This is a genomic window from Gracilimonas halophila, from assembly GCF_042684365.1.
In the GTDB taxonomy this organism is placed as follows: domain Bacteria; phylum Bacteroidota; class Rhodothermia; order Balneolales; family Balneolaceae; genus Gracilimonas; species Gracilimonas halophila.
In genome coordinates, this window is the sequence record NZ_JBHULI010000002.1 from 108,964 (window position 1) to 127,290 (window position 18,327).

18 protein-coding genes are annotated in these 18,327 nt (G+C 42.9%); 11 read left to right on the top strand and 7 right to left on the bottom strand.

Annotation, left to right across the window (positions count from 1 at the left end; genetic code table 11):
• Positions 1-21: 21 nt before the first annotated feature.
• Complete coding sequence (locus ACFSVN_RS01585; protein WP_390297605.1) at positions 22-969, bottom strand: DUF4097 family beta strand repeat-containing protein; 948 nt, start codon at positions 967-969, stop codon at positions 22-24.
• A gap of 126 nt (positions 970-1,095) precedes the next feature.
• Between ACFSVN_RS01585 and ACFSVN_RS01590 the strand changes: the two genes are divergently transcribed.
• From ACFSVN_RS01590 to ACFSVN_RS01620, 7 genes are all read left to right on the top strand, one after another.
• A complete protein-coding gene (locus tag ACFSVN_RS01590; RefSeq protein ID WP_390297608.1) occupies positions 1,096-1,947 on the top strand; it encodes a proline dehydrogenase family protein in 852 nt (283 codons plus the stop codon).
• A gap of 94 nt (positions 1,948-2,041) precedes the next feature.
• Entirely contained in the window at positions 2,042-2,419 is a 378-nt protein-coding gene (locus ACFSVN_RS01595; RefSeq protein ID WP_390297611.1) for a DoxX family protein, read from the top strand.
• 118 nt (positions 2,420-2,537) lie between these two features.
• Positions 2,538-4,670 (top strand): bile acid:sodium symporter family protein, encoded by a 2,133-nt coding sequence (locus ACFSVN_RS01600; RefSeq protein WP_390297614.1) that lies wholly within the window; start codon positions 2,538-2,540, stop codon positions 4,668-4,670.
• 13 nt (positions 4,671-4,683) lie between these two features.
• Positions 4,684-5,802, top strand: a complete 1,119-nt coding sequence (locus tag ACFSVN_RS01605) for a M23 family metallopeptidase (protein WP_390297617.1) — start codon at positions 4,684-4,686, stop codon at positions 5,800-5,802.
• A gap of 90 nt (positions 5,803-5,892) precedes the next feature.
• Positions 5,893-6,561: a nitroreductase family protein gene (locus ACFSVN_RS01610; RefSeq protein ID WP_390297621.1), complete on the top strand. Its 669-nt coding sequence runs from the start codon at positions 5,893-5,895 to the stop codon at positions 6,559-6,561.
• Between the two features lie 116 nt (positions 6,562-6,677).
• The gene (locus ACFSVN_RS01615) at positions 6,678-7,289 is read left to right on the top strand and encodes a TlpA family protein disulfide reductase (RefSeq protein ID WP_390297624.1); all 612 of its coding nucleotides are present in this window, start codon (positions 6,678-6,680) and stop codon (positions 7,287-7,289) included.
• A gap of 81 nt (positions 7,290-7,370) precedes the next feature.
• Positions 7,371-8,432 (top strand): VOC family protein, encoded by a 1,062-nt coding sequence (locus ACFSVN_RS01620; protein ID WP_390297627.1) that lies wholly within the window; start codon positions 7,371-7,373, stop codon positions 8,430-8,432.
• 156 nt (positions 8,433-8,588) lie between these two features.
• On the opposite strand, the gene ACFSVN_RS01625 is transcribed toward ACFSVN_RS01620, so the two are convergent.
• Complete coding sequence (locus tag ACFSVN_RS01625) at positions 8,589-9,074, bottom strand: hypothetical protein (protein WP_390297630.1); 486 nt, start codon at positions 9,072-9,074, stop codon at positions 8,589-8,591.
• Between the two features lie 180 nt (positions 9,075-9,254).
• Between ACFSVN_RS01625 and ACFSVN_RS01630 the strand changes: the two genes are divergently transcribed.
• The gene (locus ACFSVN_RS01630; RefSeq protein ID WP_390297633.1) at positions 9,255-9,656 is read left to right on the top strand and encodes a hypothetical protein; all 402 of its coding nucleotides are present in this window, start codon (positions 9,255-9,257) and stop codon (positions 9,654-9,656) included.
• A gap of 14 nt (positions 9,657-9,670) precedes the next feature.
• Positions 9,671-12,484, top strand: coding sequence for a T9SS type A sorting domain-containing protein (locus ACFSVN_RS01635; RefSeq protein ID WP_390297636.1), 2,814 nt, complete (start codon positions 9,671-9,673; stop codon positions 12,482-12,484).
• Positions 12,485-12,490: 6 nt separating this feature from the next.
• Here the strand turns inward: ACFSVN_RS01635 and tyrA are convergent, their stop codons facing one another.
• Entirely contained in the window at positions 12,491-13,624 is a 1,134-nt protein-coding gene (gene tyrA, locus ACFSVN_RS01640) for a bifunctional chorismate mutase/prephenate dehydrogenase (RefSeq protein WP_390297639.1), read from the bottom strand.
• 194 nt (positions 13,625-13,818) lie between these two features.
• Here tyrA and uvrB point away from each other — a divergent pair, with 194 nt between their 5' ends.
• Together uvrB and ACFSVN_RS01650 are read left to right on the top strand one after the other, a co-directional pair.
• Positions 13,819-15,870 carry an excinuclease ABC subunit UvrB gene (uvrB, locus tag ACFSVN_RS01645; protein ID WP_390297642.1) on the top strand — a complete coding sequence of 684 codons (2,052 nt, stop codon included), beginning with the start codon at positions 13,819-13,821 and terminating at the stop codon, positions 15,868-15,870.
• Between the two features lie 68 nt (positions 15,871-15,938).
• Positions 15,939-16,496: a class I SAM-dependent methyltransferase gene (locus ACFSVN_RS01650; protein WP_390297645.1), complete on the top strand. Its 558-nt coding sequence runs from the start codon at positions 15,939-15,941 to the stop codon at positions 16,494-16,496.
• Between the two features lie 11 nt (positions 16,497-16,507).
• Here ACFSVN_RS01650 and ACFSVN_RS01655 read toward each other — a convergent pair whose 3' ends face one another.
• The 4 genes from ACFSVN_RS01655 to ACFSVN_RS01670 all read right to left on the bottom strand — a co-directional run bounded on the left by ACFSVN_RS01655 (position 16,508) and on the right by ACFSVN_RS01670 (position 18,326).
• On the bottom strand, positions 16,508-16,993 hold the full coding sequence (locus tag ACFSVN_RS01655) for a hypothetical protein (protein ID WP_390297648.1): 486 nt from the start codon (positions 16,991-16,993) through the stop codon (positions 16,508-16,510).
• Positions 16,994-17,056: 63 nt separating this feature from the next.
• The gene (locus ACFSVN_RS01660) at positions 17,057-17,509 is read right to left on the bottom strand and encodes a MarR family winged helix-turn-helix transcriptional regulator (protein WP_390297651.1); all 453 of its coding nucleotides are present in this window, start codon (positions 17,507-17,509) and stop codon (positions 17,057-17,059) included.
• 50 nt (positions 17,510-17,559) lie between these two features.
• A complete protein-coding gene (locus tag ACFSVN_RS01665; protein ID WP_390298236.1) occupies positions 17,560-18,120 on the bottom strand; it encodes an exodeoxyribonuclease III in 561 nt (186 codons plus the stop codon).
• 2 nt (positions 18,121-18,122) lie between these two features.
• On the bottom strand, positions 18,123-18,326 hold the full coding sequence (locus tag ACFSVN_RS01670) for an endonuclease/exonuclease/phosphatase family protein (RefSeq protein ID WP_390297654.1): 204 nt from the start codon (positions 18,324-18,326) through the stop codon (positions 18,123-18,125).
• Between the last annotated feature and the right edge of the window lies 1 nt (position 18,327).

Consider the following 18,327-nt stretch of genomic DNA (forward strand, 5'->3'; position numbering starts at 1 on the left):
TTCTTTGTCATTTATTTCTGATTACAAATATTCCAGCCTAATGGAACCTCCACTGGTTTTAGCCTTTAACATTGTACCACCGCCATTGAAGGTTCCCCGGATCTCATCGCGTTCTGCCCTTCCGTTAAAGTTGATCAATTCTGCATGTACTCTGTTTGCATCCAGATCCAGATCATAGCCTTGTTCTTGAGGAACTGTAACTGTAATACTGCCGCCACTTGTTCTCAGGTCAATAATATCTCTGGGTGTGAGGATCTCTGCACTTATGGACCCGCCACTGGTTTTGGCTTCTACATTTCCTTTTATTCCGGACAACCTGATGCTTCCGCCGCTGGTTTTGGCGTCGAGGTTACCGACCACCATATCCGCGCGGATCGTTCCACCACTGGTATTTGCTTCAGCATCACCTTCTACATCCGTCATTGTTATACTGCCACCGGATGTTTTTAATATCATTCTGCCTTTTATGCTTTCAGTGGTGATACTGCCCCCACTAGTTCTCAGCTCTTGCGAACCGGTCAGGTTTTTAGCGGTTAAACTTCCCCCACTCGTTTTTAGTCTCGTTCTTGTTTGTTGAGGGGTATACACGACAAATGAGATGGAGTATCCATCACTCCAGTTCCACCCACGATTAGATTTACGATCGGCAATTGCAGATACCGTATTTCCATTTTGCGTGATGCTTATCTCATAATCATCAAGGTCTGCTTCTCCTGCTTCAACATATCGTCCACGACGCCGAACATACATTTCAACCAGCACTTCATCGCCATTAGTACCCTCAACCTCTACGCTTCCGCCTGAAGTTTGAACTTCCAGGCTAACTGACCCTGATACGTTAAATCTCTCTGTTTGATATGCATCATCACTTGACTGCGCAAATCCGATCTGCACTGCAAATAACATCAACGCCAAAAAGGCGGTCCATGAAATGGCCAAGCTCCACATGTATCTTTTATCTGTACTCATAATAATTTTCCTTTAGTTTTAGAACCTGCACATTACACGAAATAATTTACTGTTAGTTACAAACCAGAATGGTGACAGAGTGTAAATTATTGATTAACTTTGCGCGCCTTTAATAAATGGAATCAAATGAAATTACCTTTCTTTCTTGCCAAGCGTTTTGTAGCCGGTGAATCTTTCACAGAGTCAATACCAAAAGCAAAACAACTAAATAACAAAGACCTGAAACTTACCCTCGACCTTTTGGGAGAAAACGTAAAGGACCGCCAAATGGCTACCGATACTGTTGACTCTTATATCCGTCTACTCGAAGGGATCAAAGAACATGGGTTGATAAGCAGTATCTCTATCAAACTTACGATGATGGGGCTTGATATCGATCATGACTTTTGCCGGAAGAAACTTTTTCGGTTACTGGATGTGGCTAAAGAGCAAGATCAGTTTGTGCGGATCGATATGGAAGGGTCGGAGAATACACAGATCACGATCGATATTTTTAAAGAAGCCTTTGATAAATACGGCAAGCATGTTGGCACCGTAATTCAATCCATGTTATTGAGAAGCAAAGACGACATCAACGAGCTCGCTGAAATGGGAGCAGATATTCGTTTGGTGAAAGGAGCTTATAAAGAACCGGCCAAGATCGCGCTACAGGATATGCCGGCTATTCGTGAAGCATTCAAAGAACAAGCCAAGGTTTTGCTGGAGAAAACAAGTTTCCCAAGATTTGGTACTCACGATGATGAGCTTATCGACTGGTTAAAAAGTTATACTGCCGAAAAGGGAATCTCTAAAGACCGTTTCGAATTTCAAATGCTTTATGGCCTTCGGGAAGAAACCATGGTTCAACTCACTGATGAAAGTCATCGCACACGTGTGTATGTTCCTTTTGGAACAGATTGGTTTCCTTATTTTACCCGCCGGCTTATGGAGCGAAAAGAAAACATCTGGTTCATTTTCAGCACCATGTTTAAGAAGTAAGTTTGGTTTTGCGGTGCGATGGTGTTAAAGTGTTACGGCGTTAAAGATTCATTTTCCTTTAACGCCGTAACACTTTCGCACTGCAACACTTTTTATGAATACATTCTTTGATCCCGAACTTCACCGCTACTTGATCGGCTCGCTATTCATCTTTGCCGGTATATTGCACTTTGTGAGACCTGCATTTTTTATGAAGATCATGCCGGATTATTTACCCTGGCACAAACCCTTGGTTTTGATCAGTGGTTTCTTTGAGATCGCAGGAGGAATTGGGATCATGGTTCCAACCCTTCAGATTTTTTCCTCTTGGGGATTGATCTTACTTTTGCTCGCCGTTCTACCCGCAAATATCACCATGTTTCAAAAAGCACATCATAAACATGGTTTTAGTCTTTACACCTTGATGTTACTTCTGCGGCTCCCCCTTCAGTTTGTATTGATATGGTGGGTGTATTGGGCCGGAGTTTTGTAGTGATTAAGTAACAAGTGATAAAGTAAAACTGTAAAGTTTTAAGTACATAAAACTTCTATTTCCATTCGTGCTGTTTTCCTAACTTACTTCATCACTTAATCACTTCATTACTTTGCTCTTGAAAAAGGCCTCGCCCTACATCCCGTATATTTTATTCGGAATAGCTTTGCTGTTTGTCCCACTTCTGCGTGATTTCCATTTCGAGTCCGCCATGCTTGCAGGAACCATCGGCTGCTTTTGGGCGGGTATTCAGGCTGCAGATTCTACGTCGAAACAAGATTTCTTTGACTCTCTTCGAATACTCGGGGTGATGTATCTCGCCGCCATTCCGCTTTTTATTTTTGCTTTAATATCCGGATGCCTGACCATAGATGGTGTCGGATTCTGGATCTTCATCCCACTGCCAAGTGTCTTTTTGGGCGCTGCTATCGGACGGCTGGTTCGTAAACTCTGGATTCCTTTCCCAAAAACTGTTACCGTTTTCATTTTAATGTTCTGTGCAGTGGGAATATGGCTTATTGAGTTTTTCAGCTTTCCTCAGGTTTATTTCTATAACCACGTTTGGGGTGTCTGGCCCGGCCCTATTTTTGATGAAGCCGTCATCCTCACCGGCTCCTTTTTCTATTTTCGCTGGCTTACTTTTTTATGGATCGTATTGCTATGGGTGTTACCTGAATGGAGTAAAAACCTTCAGACCAAACTCATCACCGCACTTGCCCTCATTTCACTGCTATTCAGCTACCTGAATCTGGACGAAGCCGGGATCATAAGCCCTCAGGAAGCTATTCAACAACAGCTTGGAGGGTTTCACCAAACCACGCACTTTGATCTTTATTATGATGAGAAGTTCTATTCTGAAGATGAAGTCGAATATTGGTCGGCGCGGCATGAATTTTACTTTCGGGAGATCCTAGAACAACTGGATATTGAGTGGCCCAAAGGACAAAAGGTCGACTCCTATTTATATGCTCATGCCTGGCAGAAAAAGAAGATCACCGGAGCTAAGTTCACCAGTTATGTTCCTATTTGGTTGGAACAGGATCAGCTTCATATTGCCAAACAGCAACTGAATGGTGTCTTAAAGCACGAACTTGTACATGTGATTTCCAAGCAGTTTGGAAATGCTTTATTCAATGGAAGCTGGAACATAGGGCTGATCGAAGGATTGGCAGAAGGGATAGCTGAAGATGCCTCTGCTCGCTCAACCCTGAACCAGATCGTTGCGGCAGAGCGCCCCTGGCCTTCAGCTGAGGATATGCAATCTGCCCTTTCTTTTTGGGGGTTTTATGAAAGCGCCGGTTCCATCAGTTATACCACTACAGGTTCTTTCATTGCTTATTTATTAGATGAGTATCCTGTTGATGATCTTAAAGAAGCCTACAGATCCTCAAATATTGAGGCTGCCTATTCTCAGCCTTTGGAAAAGCTCATTTCTGAATGGCATCAGCAGTTAGAGGATACTCAGCTGGATACCGTTGACCGCCAAATTTCAGAGCTCATTTTTGCACAGCGCTCTTTATTCCAGAAGGAATGCCCACATTCCATAACCAAGGAAATGAGACTTTGGGATACCTATCGTTATCACCTTGCGGAAGAGGATACCGGAGCTGCCTACAAAACACTCGGTCAGCTCTACACTTTAGACTCAAAAAACGCCCTTGTTAAAGATGCATGGACACGAGCTCAGTTAGATATGGGGGATTTTGATTCAGCTTCAAAAACCATTAGACCGGAAGACAGCCTTCTTACCCTGCAGGTACTTAAAGCAGACGCCATGTTTTTACAAAGCGGCTATCAGAAGGCTGACTCGCTCCTTCAAACAATAAGCGATGACATCCGCTCCTCCAATTCCAGAACGCTTCGGTTTACTCTTGAAATGAGAGAAGACAGCCTTCAATGGCATTATCACACCGCCCGTCGTTATCTGAATTGGAATCCTGACAGTGTCGGATTTTTGGATCTAAATCTCCCAAATCAGATGCTCACGTTAAACAAAGCCCTTCAGGATGGCCGACATGAATTGGTTCTCCTTTATGCTGAACTCCTAAAAAATCACAGTCCTTCATCCGACTGGTTTGACGTTTATGAAGATGTAATAGACCGGTTAGCTTACCGGGGTAACTATGAGCTTGCAGAAACCTGGATCATGAACATTGACTCTTTAAACCTTAGACTTCGTTACGAAGAGCGCATAAAAGAAGTGATAAAATGGGTCGATTTCCTTAAAACTTATAATGAAATTGCAGATTAATGGTTATATAATCATGTCTATACAAAAGTTAACTGATGCTGCGGGTTTAATGGGTAAAAAAACTTCCATAATATTATTTGCAGGCTTTCTTTTTTGGGGTTTCTTTTTTGAGGCTAAGCCTGTTCAAGCTCAGGATTACAGGCTTTCTGCCAACTACAGTATCCAGAGCGTTGGGTTTAATTACGTATCAAACCGAACGTACAATGGTGAAATCGGTGCTGTTTCTAAGGGGATGCTGGAAGTTGAGCTGGAACGCTATTTATTCCATCAATTTTATGTAGCCGGGAAAGCAGAATACCTTCTGCACAATCAACAAAGTTTCATGATCGGTGGTCCTGTTGATTTTGAACAGTTCAATCTTGGGGCGCTGGTTGGGTTACAATTTCCAAAGTTTGGTGTGTATGGAGGCGTCAAAGCAGGAAGTGTATGGGATCTAAAGATACGCGCAACCGATCCCCGAAATGGCAATGTTTCATGGGTACAGCCTGAAGATCCCAGGAGCCCCCTTACGGCTTCTCTTACTTTGGGTATCAAATATTATCTGCTCAATTTTGTACGGCTTCAGGCTGAGGTTAGCCAAACCCATAACCTTCCACAGAACATCATACCGCAAAGCAGTTTCACAGAAAACCCGGCTTTTCGTTCTCTTGATTTCAGCCCCCTTTCTTTTTCGGTAGGTGTTTCCATCAGTATCCCATGGAATCGACGAAAAAGTAAAAAGAATGACATCAAGCTGCCCCCTTTGATGAGGGTTTCAGGTGTTAATTTTTCTCCCCCACTGAAAGATACTTTTGTGACTTCAGAATTCGGTCCCCGCTGGAACCGTGAACATCAGGGAGTGGACCTTGATGCCGGACTTCGCGATAATATTCTAGCCGTTGAACAAGGCGTAGTTGTAAAAGCCGGAAATGGACGTGGTTACGGAAAAATGGTTCGAATCAAACATGGCAATGGTTTTGAAACGGTTTATGCTCACATGAGCAGGATTAGTGTAAAGGAAGGAGATCGTGTCCGAAAAGGCGATGTTGTTGGGAGGGCCGGTAATACCGGGACTTCCTCCGGAGTTCATTTACACTTTGAGATCATTAAAGACGGTACGCATGTCAATCCACTTTCTTATCTTCGTTTTTAGTAAGTACTCTTATCTCTGTCTTTTCGTATTTAGCATACAAAATTTATTATTATAAATTGCATTTAACTTAATAACACAACTTTTTAATCCATGCGCGCTCCCATTTTTGTCCCACATACCGATTATGAAGAACACCCCGTAAATGAAATGAAAAAGCGGGCCGATGATTTCTATGAGTTCCTTAAGAAAAGACGGACCGTTCGTGATTTTTCAGAACGACCTGTACCAAGAGAGATCATCGAAAAATGCCTTTTGGCAGCGGGAACGGCTCCGAATGGCGCCAATAAACAGCCCTGGCATTTTGTGGCGGTGAGTGATCCTGAAGTAAAAAAGAAGATCCGGATTGAGGCCGAAAAAGAGGAGCATGAATTTTATAACCGTCGAGCGCCGGATGACTGGCTCGAAGATCTCATCCCATTCGGCACAGATGAGAAGAAACCCTTCCTGGAAAAAGCCCCCTATCTGATCGGCATCTTTGCCCAAAACTATAACCTGGGTGAAAACGGGGATAAAGATAAACATTATTACGTTAAGGAGTCGGTTGGTATTGCTACCGGTATGCTGATCACCGCACTGCATCACTCAGGACTGGCTACGCTCACACATACCCCAAGTCCCATGGGTTTTTTAAATGAGATCATGGGTCGGCCTTCTCATGAAAAACCATTTCTGCTACTCGTAGTCGGATATCCTGATGAAGATGTAAAGGTTCCTGATATCACGAAGAAATCGCTGGATGAGATCGCGAGTTTTATTTAGCACAAACGTACCGGCTCAGCAAGCCGATTCACGTACCATGACTCACTGAGCCGTTGCGTTTTAAGCCTGTTACTACAAGCCTGCTTAGTTAGTTATTTTAAGCTTACCTTTACTCCATGAACACCAAAGAGACTAAATCAAAATCTAAAAAGTCCACATTCAAGAAAGAGCTCTTACAATGGAGTGTCATCTTTGTGATCGGTGCCGGATTATATGCTACCGGATATCACACAGAGGTGATCGGGAAGATGCAAAGTGTCCTGCTTTATACCGGCATTCTTCAACCTGATACGGATGCATCCGTCGTCCATGGGGATAAAGCCGACTACAACATGGCTTTGCTGACACTGGATGGCGAGCGCACCTCCCTTTCTGAATTTGAAGGTAAAACCATTTTCATGAATTTGTGGGCGACCTGGTGTCCGCCTTGTATTGCCGAGATGCCAAATATCCAGCGGTTATATGATGATATCTCTGACGAGAACATCGTGTTTGTGATGGCCTCCCTTGATCAAGACCCTCAGAAAGCCCGCGATTTCATTGCCCGCAAAGGGTTTACCTTTCCGGTTTATTCCGTTTTGAGCAAACCACGGGTCTACGACAGTTCGGTTGTTCCAACTACCTATGTTATTTCACCCGGTGGAGATATTGTTATGGAGCATCGTGGAATGGCTAAGTACGATACGGATGACTTCAAACAGTTTTTAAAATCTATTTCCAGTCGTTAGATCCGCCATTGTGTTTTTTCTCGGTGTCCAAAAAAACGTACCTTAGCGGCCAAACAAATTCTCATTCATTAAAGTCTTTCTATGGAAAAAGTGATCTCCGGCATTCAGCAAATTGGCATCGGCATTCCTGATGTTTATAAGGCAACCGATTGGTACCGAAAGCATTTCGGCATGGACATTAAGGTTTTTGAAGATGCAGCCACAGCTGAGTTGATGCTTCCCTATACCGGAGGAAAGCCCCATGACCGCACCGCCATTCTGACCCTGAATATGAAAGGCGGGGGTGGATTCGAGATCTGGCAATACACCAGCCGTACTCCGCAACCTGCCGATTTTGACCTGATGATGGGCGACCTCGGTATCAACTGCGGAAAGATCAAAACCATAGATGTAGCAAAAACCTTTGAAGAGATGTCTAAAGCCGGGCTGGATATTGTCACCCCGCTTGAAAAAAATCCTGCCGGAGATGACACTTTTTTCGTTAAGGACTTGTATGGCAACATTTGGCAAGTGGTAAAAGGAGTTGAATTCTTTAAGAAAAAGACCCCTTCAACTACCGGTGGGGTGGTCGGAGCAGTGATCGGCTCAACAGTCATCGAAAAGTCTCGTGCCCTATACTCCGATGTTTTAGGATATGATGAAGTGGTGTATGATGAATCCGGAACCTTTGCTGACTTCAGCGGATTACCCGGTGGAAATGAATCCTATCGGCGAGTTTTGCTTCGTCATTCCAAGCGCCGGGAAGGGGGATTCAGCCAGATGTTCGGGCCAACTGAAATTGAACTTATCGAAGTTAAAGAACGGGAACCTCGCAAGATCTACAAAGACCGTTATTGGGGAGATCTCGGCTTTATTCACCTTTGTTTTGATATTCAGGGAATGGATGCTTTGGAAAAAGATCTCGAATCCAATGGATTCCCCTTCACCGTAGATTCTGCCAACAGTTTTGATATGGGAGAAGCGGCCGGAAGATTTACGTATGTGGAAGATCCTGACGGAACCCTCATCGAGTTTGTGGAAACCCATAAGGTACCCATCATGAAAAAAATCGGGTGGTATATCGATATGACGAAACGCGATCCCAGAAAAAATCTCCCAAACTGGATGATAGGGGCGCTGAGGTTTAGCAGGATGAAGGGGTAATAAAGCGGTGACCAGGTAATTTAATGACTGTTAAAATATCTTCTTTTGAATGTATTTGGTTTCTGTGAAACACTCTTAAACCAATCCTAAATAAGAGTATTTAATACTGTCAGTATTGGTCATTAATTGCCGGTCATTTTTCCGGTCGTAGCGAACTTAGTTATTTATCCTTGGCAAAACCCATCTTTGCATTTCAATGTACGCCCGCTTACCGGCTGGAATTACGGCCACAACTATTCTCGGCACACTACCTGTTTCGTCTTTTTCAACCTCGTATATAAATGGCTGTGTTTTTCCAGCCGCTACTTCCATCGCCTGTGGTGAAAAACCCAAGGGTTGCAAGTAATAATTATATTGGTCACTTTTTTTATCTCTTACACTGAATACTGCGACTAACTCTGATTCTGTTTGCTTCTGCGCCTGGGCAAGTAAAGGCTCCAATTCTCGCCAAAGCACCTTGCCTTCATATTCTATGATTTCATCCCCGCCTGGGCTTGACAGTACAAATTCTGAATGTGGTAGGTTGGGTAATAAGGTACTCCCGGAGGATAAGATCGGCTGGCTGTGGTTTTGCTCCTCCATTTCCGTGGTGCAGCCTATACCTATTATTACTATTAATATAAAAAAGAAAAGCTGTTTCATGGTTTCTCATTTCATTCTATTATCTAAAGAGCTTAACAGCACCTGTTTGTTACATAATAGTTCATAAACAAACGTGTTCATACAAGAGCTCAATTTCGACTTTAAATAATATTTTACTATTTCTTTTATATTAAAATCAAAACTATTACAATGGTACAAATCTGATTTACTCCACTTTAGATGAAAATTTCTATACTGCCTTTATTATTATTTTCGGGTTTCCTTATCGCAAATGCCTGTGCTTCCAAAAAAACCACCTCCAATGATTCACCCCGGGCCATTTACCCGGAAAGTGATGAATTACCGCCACAAAGTGTTCTTTTAGAATTAGAGCTGGTAGATCTTAAAGAGAGCAATGGCGGTGTTCTTTATGAAGCAAAGATCATAGATGTAATACGATATGGGCGACAAGCTCCGGTTGTTTCTAAGGGAAGCAGCATCTCCTTTTTATGTGAAGAACAATGCTCTGAAGGTCGCCCAAAACCTCAAACCACCATCACTGCAATTATCGTTGCTCGTCAAAATATGGCGATGGGTGAAATGTCGGATGGCATTTCATGGAGGATATTTAAACTATACTAAACCTTATTACCGTTATGAAATTAATCCGCGCCTTCCTTCCGGGAATCATTCTTTTGCTTTTACTCGGGACCCCATTATTTATTTCAAATAATCCTGATGTCCCAACCTTAGAAAAACAAAAAAAGACACTGCAAGATCGTCAAAGATTAAATAAGGGAAGAGCAGATTATTTCTTTCAGCTATTACGGGACCCTGCAACTGATGACATCCCCAAAAACATCCGGAACCTGGAGTTAAAACAAGCTGAAAATTTGCCTGTAAGGCCCGAATTTGCCAAGCTGGGTAATCCACAAGCTTATAACTTCACAGAAGTGGGACCTTTTGATGTGGGGGGAAGAACCCGGGCCCTCGCTGTAGATATTGAGAACCCTGATATAGTTTTGGCAGGAGGCGTTTCGGGAGGAGTTTGGCGCTCAACCGATGGGGGTGATAACTGGACTCTTGTCACCGACCCCTCAGAAATTAGCAGTGTAACATATCTCGCCCAGGATCCACGTTCCGGGTTTACGGATAACTGGTATTTTGTGACAGGTGAATTTACAGGAAATTCAGCTAACACTCAGGGGGGAGGGGCTTTCTATTATGGCAACGGTGTGTGGAAATCTACAGATAATGGAGTTACCTGGACTCAGATCTCTTCAACTGATCAAAGTGATAATTACTCCTTCAATTCTTCCTTTGACTATATAAGTAAAGTCATGGTCAGTCCCTCTACAGGAAGTATTTTTATAGCCAGTAATGGAGTCGGCATTTTAAGGTCTACTGATGGTCAAAACTTTAATGTGGTTCTTGGAGGATTAGGAGAACATTCCTGGAGTGATTTTGATATCGCCCCAAATGGAGATATTGTAGCTGTAATTTCTCAAGAAACTTCCGGTACCACCCCAACAAATACTCCGGGGGTTTATGTTTCTACTAATGATGGAACTTCCTGGAGTGATGTTAGTCCTGCTTTTTTTCCGGGGACTTACCAGCGCAGTGTAATAAGTTTAGCTCCTTCTTCTCCTAATGAGGTGTATGTGCTTACCAGTGTCAATGGAACCCCTGTGCTTTCCTACATAGATCTGGATAATGCTGCTAATAACGAAGACCGGACAGCAAACCTGCCCGACTATGGGGAACCCTCCGGAGAATTTAATTTACAGGGCGGATATAATATGCTGGTTAAAGTTCACCCTACAAGTCCTGAAACAGTGATCACCGGCGGGACTAATCTGTATATTTCCTTTGATGGGTATACAACTGCTCAACCTGCCGACCCTAACGATATGTGGATCGGGGGGTATTCTACCGATAACAATGTAAGTGGCTATAGCAACCATCATGCAGATCAGCATGTTGTCTTCTTTGACCCTAATGATCCGGACAAAGTATGGAGTGGACATGACGGAGGAGTATCTCTTACCTCTTCTATAACCACAACTCCTGTCAGCTGGGTTGATAAGAATAACGGGTATAATGTTACTCAATTCTATGGTGTCTCCCTTCACAGGCAAGCCGGTGACGAACGTATCATGGGTGGTACTCAGGATAATGGAACACCTTTTTTCAATTATAGCATTATGGGAGAAAGCTCTTCTTCCATTGACCTTTCTTCCGGAGATGGTAGCTATTCCTATTTTGCTGATGATTATGCATATGTATCCAGCCAAAATGGAAATGTGTTGCGGCTGACCTACCTTCAGGATGGCGGTTTAGACTGTTTTTTTAATGGCTGTGGTTCAACTCAACCTATGGAATGGACTTCAGTAGAGCCTGATGATGCCTCAGGTCAGCTTTTTATTCATCCTTTTAAGATCGATCCGACATTTAATAATACGATGTACTATCCGGAGGCGGATTCGATCTGGAGAAACACCCAGTTAGACCAGATTCCTTCTTATGAAAACTCAACCATGTCAGGATGGTCTAAAATACCCGGTGTAAGTGTAGGTGGTGGCATGAATGGATATACAATAACCACACTTGAGGTTTCTGTTGATAACCCGTCCTCAACATTATACTATGCCGGTTATAATGATAGCGGTAGCCCAAAGATCTTTAAAATAAATAACGCAAACTCTCACAACACCGCAGAAGATATTTCAATTGTTGTTGCATCATCAGGGTCCTATCCGCATGATATTTCGGTGAACCCAACTGATGGCAATGAGTTGCTGGTTATCTTCTCAAACTATAATGTTCCCAGTATCTTTCATTCTTCAGACGGTGGCTCAAGTTGGTCAAGCGTAGAAGGTAACCTTAATGGAGACATAAATACTCCGGGGCCTTCGGTACGAACATCAGCAATTATTGAAACCACTGGTGGTCCTGTTTACTATGTGGGTACCAGTACGGGAGTATATTCTACAACCGACTTAAACGGTGCTTTAACTACCTGGACTCGTGAAGCAGAATCTATGATCGGCAAATCTGTAGTAGAATTTATGGACCTTCGTCCTGTGGACAATTATCTGGCTGTGGGAACTCACGGAAGAGGTCTTTTCCTTGGGGAACCCGGTTCTGCAAACAGTATCGGTGAATCTCAAAATACTGACCGGCCCAATGGTTTCTCTTTGAATCAGAATTACCCAAACCCATTTAATCCTACAACTTCGATCTCATTCAGTTTACCTACAAGCAGCAGAGTTAGTCTGGCTGTATTTGATATAAGTGGCAGGAAGGTTCTCGACCTGCTTTCAAATTCACCAATGTCTACAGGAGATCACACTATTAAGTTTGACGCGGGTGATCTCGCCAGCGGTGTTTATCTTTATAGGATGGAAGTGTACGCTGAAAATGGAAGCACACAGCTTACGGAAACACGCAGAATGACACTCATAAAATAGTTTCCGTTAAGCAAACCGGTCTGCCAGCCTGTTGATCAGGTAACCACTTTCTTCAAGTGCTTGTGTAGCGAACTTCCCAAAGAAGTCCGTTACACCTTCAAATTCTTTGATGAATCCTTCTCTGTCATTTTCTTCAACCAGTGTTGCGAGTTTTTTGTGATGATCAAAGAACTTTATCAGCAGGTCGCGCCGCTCTTTATTGGCAAATACAATATCAGCATACAGCTCTGCATCCTGTGCAAAGATCCGGCCGGTCATCATCAGCTCTGCACGATAGATAGGTGAGGAATAGTCCAGCATATCGGCCGGCTTCAGATCGTACTCTTCCATAAAAGAACCATGAAGCAACGCTACAAAATGGCGGAGCCCCTGCACCAAGTGCATTACATGATCGTGTTTTTCGGGATCCGCCTCTATTACCCGCATTCCCCAAAGTTCACATTGGTCTTTGAACCAAGAGGCTTTATTTCTATCTCTTGCATCACAAAATACCATCAGCTGCTTGGAAAGATTCTGTACATCCGGGCCGTGCATGGGGTGAAGCCCTACCACTGGTCCTTCGTGGGCTTTCAACATGGCATCTATGGGGTTTGATTTGTTGCTTGTAAAATCAGCCAGTATGGTCTCTTTCTTCAGACGGCCACTTAAACGCTCTATCACACTTTCAGTAACATTTATGGGTACCGTAACAATAACCATATCCAGTTTTGGTGCCCACTCTTCCAGCTCATACCAGTTGCTTTTATCAATAGAATAGGTGATGTGGCCTGTCTGATCCGCCATTCTTTTATACAGTTTACCCATTCCGCCTTCCCCGCCAATAAGTAAAATATGCTTGGGTTTATCCGTGGCAATTGGAAATGTTTCCTGCGATTGCGTTGCCCGGGAAGCCGTCATGATCATCCGTAAAAAATCCTCTGCCCAATCAGGATCAATACCTTTTGTTCTGGCTAACTTCTTAAAGGCTTCAGTTTTTTCCTCTTCTCGAGCCGGGACAAAAACAGGAAGCTGATTTTCCACTTTTCGCTTGATGACATCACGTACAATATCTCCCCGCTCTGAGAGCAAGTCTAATATTTGTTCGTCTATTTCGTCTATCCTTTTTCGGGGCGATTCTAATTCTTTATGTCGATGGGACATGGTGCTTGGTTATTCATTATTGGTGTATTGGTTAAAAACTCTCCGTTAACCAATAACTATTTTCAATTAGCTGTTTGTAACAGCCATTATGGAATGTTTCTAAATCATTTGTGTTTTCGAAATCTGTAGCATCAATTAATGAACAAATATCGTTTCCTAAGTTACATCACAGTTTGTACCTTTAAAAGGTCTTTATGTCTCAATTTAAACTTCACTCCCCTTATAAACCTGCGGGCGATCAGCCCTCCGCCATAGCTGAGCTTTCGGAAGGACTTACTGCAGGCGATAAATTCCAGACTTTACTTGGCATAACCGGTTCCGGTAAAACCAGAACGGTAGCCAATGTGATCGAGAATGTGCAGAAACCAACTCTGGTGATGAGCCATAATAAAACCCTGGCGGCACAGCTTTATCGCGAGCTTAGTGATTTCTTTCCGGAGAATCGGGTAGAATTTTTCATCTCTTATTACGATTACTATCAGCCGGAAGCCTATATGTCTTCTCAGGATAAATACATCGAAAAAGATCTCTCCATTAATGAAGAGATACAGCGATTGCGATTACGGGCCACGAGCTCTTTACTATCCGGTCGGCGTGATGTGATCATTGTTTCTTCAGTGAGCTGTATCTATGGTATCGGCTCTCCTTCAGAATATGAGAAACTCATCCTTACCTTAAAGACCGGTCAGGAAATTCCGCGAAATACCATTTTATATGATCTTGTTGACCTTCACTATAACCGCAATGATCTTGAATTCAAGCGCGGTTCGTTTCGGGTTCGGGGTGATGTGATCGATGTATATCCTGCTTACTCCGATGAGGGCTTGCGTATTACACAGTGGGGTGATGAGATCGAGTCACTTCAGCTTTTTAATGTGGATGATGGTTCTATCATTGAGAATGTGGATGAGTTCAGAGTATATCCGGCTTCACATTATGTAACTTCAAAAGAGCGTCTTGAAACGTCTATCGAGCAGATTCGTGAGGAACTGGAGTGGCGCAGGCAGGTTTTGATCGATGAGGAAAAATTTCTTGAAGCCAAGCGTATTGAACAGCGTACTTTATTTGATATTGAAATGATACAGGAGATCGGTTATTGCTCCGGGATCGAGAACTACTCGCGCTACCTGAGTGCAAGAAAGCCCGGTGAACGCCCGTATTGCCTGCTTGATTATTTTCCTGACGATTACCTTGTTGTAGTTGATGAAAGTCATCAAACAATTCCTCAGATCTCAGCAATGTATGGCGGCGACCGTTCGCGAAAAGTTGAATTGGTGGAACACGGATTCCGTCTTCCTTCTGCTTTAGACAACCGCCCTCTTACTTTTGATGAATGGGAGGAATTAGTTAACCAGGTTATTTTCGTTAGTGCTACTCCCGGCGATTATGAACTGGAGAAGTCCGGCGGGGTTTATACTGAACAGATCATTCGCCCAACCGGCCTGATGGAGCCTGAAATTGAAATTCGTCCTCTTGGCAACCAGGTAGATGACTTGCTTGCTGAAATTCAGGAACGGGTTGAGAAAAAAGAACGAGTATTGGTTATCACTTTAACCAAACGCTTGAGTGAGGAACTCAGTGAATATCTTAAAAACCTGGGCGTCAGTGCTGCATATATGCACAGTGAATTAAACGCCCTTGAAAGAATCGAAGTTTTGTATAAATTCCGCCGCGGTGACTTTGACGTATTGGTAGGTATTAACTTGCTTCGCGAAGGAATAGATATTCCTGAACTGAGCCTGGTTGCGATCATGGATGCAGACAAAGAAGGTTTTCTCCGTTCAGAAACTTCGCTCTTTCAGATCGTTGGTCGTGCCGCCCGTAATGTCGGAGGAAAAGCTATTTTATATGCTGATAAGATCACTAACAGTATTCAAAAAGTAGTTGAAGAGACAAAAAGGCGGCGAAAGATACAGGAGGACTATAATGAGAAGCATGGCATCACACCGGAAACCATTAAAAAGGAATTAAAGCCTTTGGTTGACCCGGCGCTTATATCAAATAAAAGCTTCGACTTTGCCAAACCGGGTGAAGAGGCCAATGATGAAGCGCTTGAGGTAGTTAAGGTTGCTGAAGAAGGTATTCAGTATAAAGCCAGCCCGGCCATGAAAGAAGTAACTTTTGAAAATAAAGATAAACTGATTGACCACCTTCGCGAAACTATGTACCATGCCGCCAAGAATATGGAGTTTGAAGAAGCTGCCCGGATCAGGGATCAAATTGCACAACTGGAAGATGAACTTTAGTTGGTTAATGGTTTTCCGTAATTGTTGAATACCATTAACCCTTTAACTTTTATACAAATAACCAACACATGAAAGGTACGATCGAGTTTTTGAAATCATTTGCAACCGATAAAGACGTTGCTTCTATTACTCCCTCTTCAAAATACTGTGTGCGTAAACTTTGTGAGCATATTGATTTTGCCACTACAGATGTGCTCGTAGAGTATGGCGGAGGCACCGGAGTTTTTACCAAACACTTTCTCAAAAGAATGAGACCCGATGCCCGCCTTTTTGTTTTCGAAACCAATGATAACTTCTACAAACTCCTGAGTAATATTGATGATGCTCGCCTAACGGTCTTTCATCAATCTGTTGAGGACATCCTGGAGCTTTTACCCGAAGACGTGACAGGAAATGTAGACCATGTTGTTTCGGGAATACCTTTTTCATTTTTTGATTGGGATATGAAAATAAATATCCTCACCAAGACAAAGCAGGTGTTGCGTAAAGAGGGATCCTTTCTTGCTTACCAAACTTCAGGGCATTTGAAAGAGCCCCTAACTGAAGCTTTCGGAAATTACACTACTGAATTCTGCTGGAAGAATATTCCGCCTTATTTTATTTATGATGCTGTAAATAACGGCTAATACTGCCTGGATCAGTCGATTATTATCTCTCCGTCGCTTGTTTCCTTTGGGCCTTTGTTCTTCCATTGTTTGTAGAACTGAATGAGGTTGGAAACAGCGTAAGTCAACATAAAAAAGGCTATGAAATAAGCCACGGAGTCGGGATTCATCACTATAAGAACTGCTATGATCAAAGTAAGTATGCCCAGAAAGCTGAGCTGAAAGGAGAAAAGCATGATGAGCCCGAATAATCCCAGAAAACCTGCAAAAGTAAAGGGTATGAGTTCAGGGAAAATAAAGATCAACGCTCCTGCCACAATTGGCAAAGCTGCCACTGCTCCGGGAAATTTGAAGGCCAGGAACATCAACCCGAGAGCGAGTAGATAACCTCCCGCTATCAGGTACAAAAAATTCGGAAAAACCAGCGTTAATATCCCGGTCGCCAGGGTAAGCAGCGCATTGATAAGCTGCCTTTCTTTCGATTTTTGTTCTTTGCCTATCTGAATATTAAAGATCATTCCTACTCCATTAGTTCAATTACATAAAATGTAGTCTATAGATGTGAAAAATAGAACTGAAACTTACTCTTCTTTCCCAACCCCAAGCTTCTTGCAAATGAAAGACAGTTGTTCTTTTTCCTCAGAGCTAAGAACAGAGAACTCTTCTTTTATCTTTTCGAGGTGCTGAGGGAAAAAATCTTCAATAAAATTCCTCCCTTTCTTCGTGAGGCTAATAATTACGGCTCTTCGATCGCTCGGGTCTGTCTTCTTTTCTACCAATCCGTTCTTTTGAAGGTTGTCGATCACCAGGGTGATGTTTCCCCCGCTTTTTAGCAGTTTTTGTCCAAGCTCTCTCTGGTTTAGCGGGCCAAGATGTAGCAAAGCTTCCAGTGTTCCAAACTGACTAACCGTAAGGTTTGCATCGGAGAGATGCCGTGAAAGTCGCCCGTTAACACTTTCACTTGCACGGGTGAGTTTAATAAACGCATTCAGCGTTTTCTGAACTTCACTATTTCCTTTAAAATGTGTTCCCATAATTATTTATTTGCTATCCGCTTAACAGCTTATCTTTCAGCATCGTTTATTTACAGATCGTATTGTATGCTTACGGGAGCATGGTCGGACAGATCCCACTTCATTTCAATTTCAGCGTTAACGGCTTTAGTCGCCAGTTCACGCGTGGCTAAATGATAGTCAATTCTCCAGCCTTTGTTTCGTTCTTTTGAGGCAGCCCTATGACTCCACCAGCTGTACAGATCTTCTTTACCGGGATGAAGGTTTCTGAATACATCTTCAAAACCCGTATTCAAAAAATCAGTTACCCATTGTCGTTCTTCGGGTAAAAATCCCGAGGTTTTATGCTGTTTACTCGGATTGTGGATATCAATTTCAGTATGACAAATATTGAAATCTCCGCAAAATACAGACGGTTTTGGGTCATCAACAAACTGCCTTCCATACTTAATAAACTTATCCAGAAAATCCATCTTCATATCTTGTCGGATATCTCCGGTTGTCCCGCTTGGGGCGTATATACTAAAGACTCTGAATTTATCATATTCTGCCATGATCACACGGCCTTCCTGATCTACCCAGTCAACCCCCATACCTTCTTCAACTTTGATCGGCTTTGTTTTTGAGTAGATAGCTACTCCGGAATATCCTTTTTTTCTGCCACATGATAAGCCTCATGATAATCCAAAGACCTGATATCATCAGGTACCTGATCTTCTAACGCCCGAAGTTCCTGAATGCAAATTATATCCGGATCACTTTCACTCACCCACTCATTGAATCCTTTTCGATGAGCGGCGCGTATTCCGTTTACGTTATAAGAACTTATCTTTACCAAA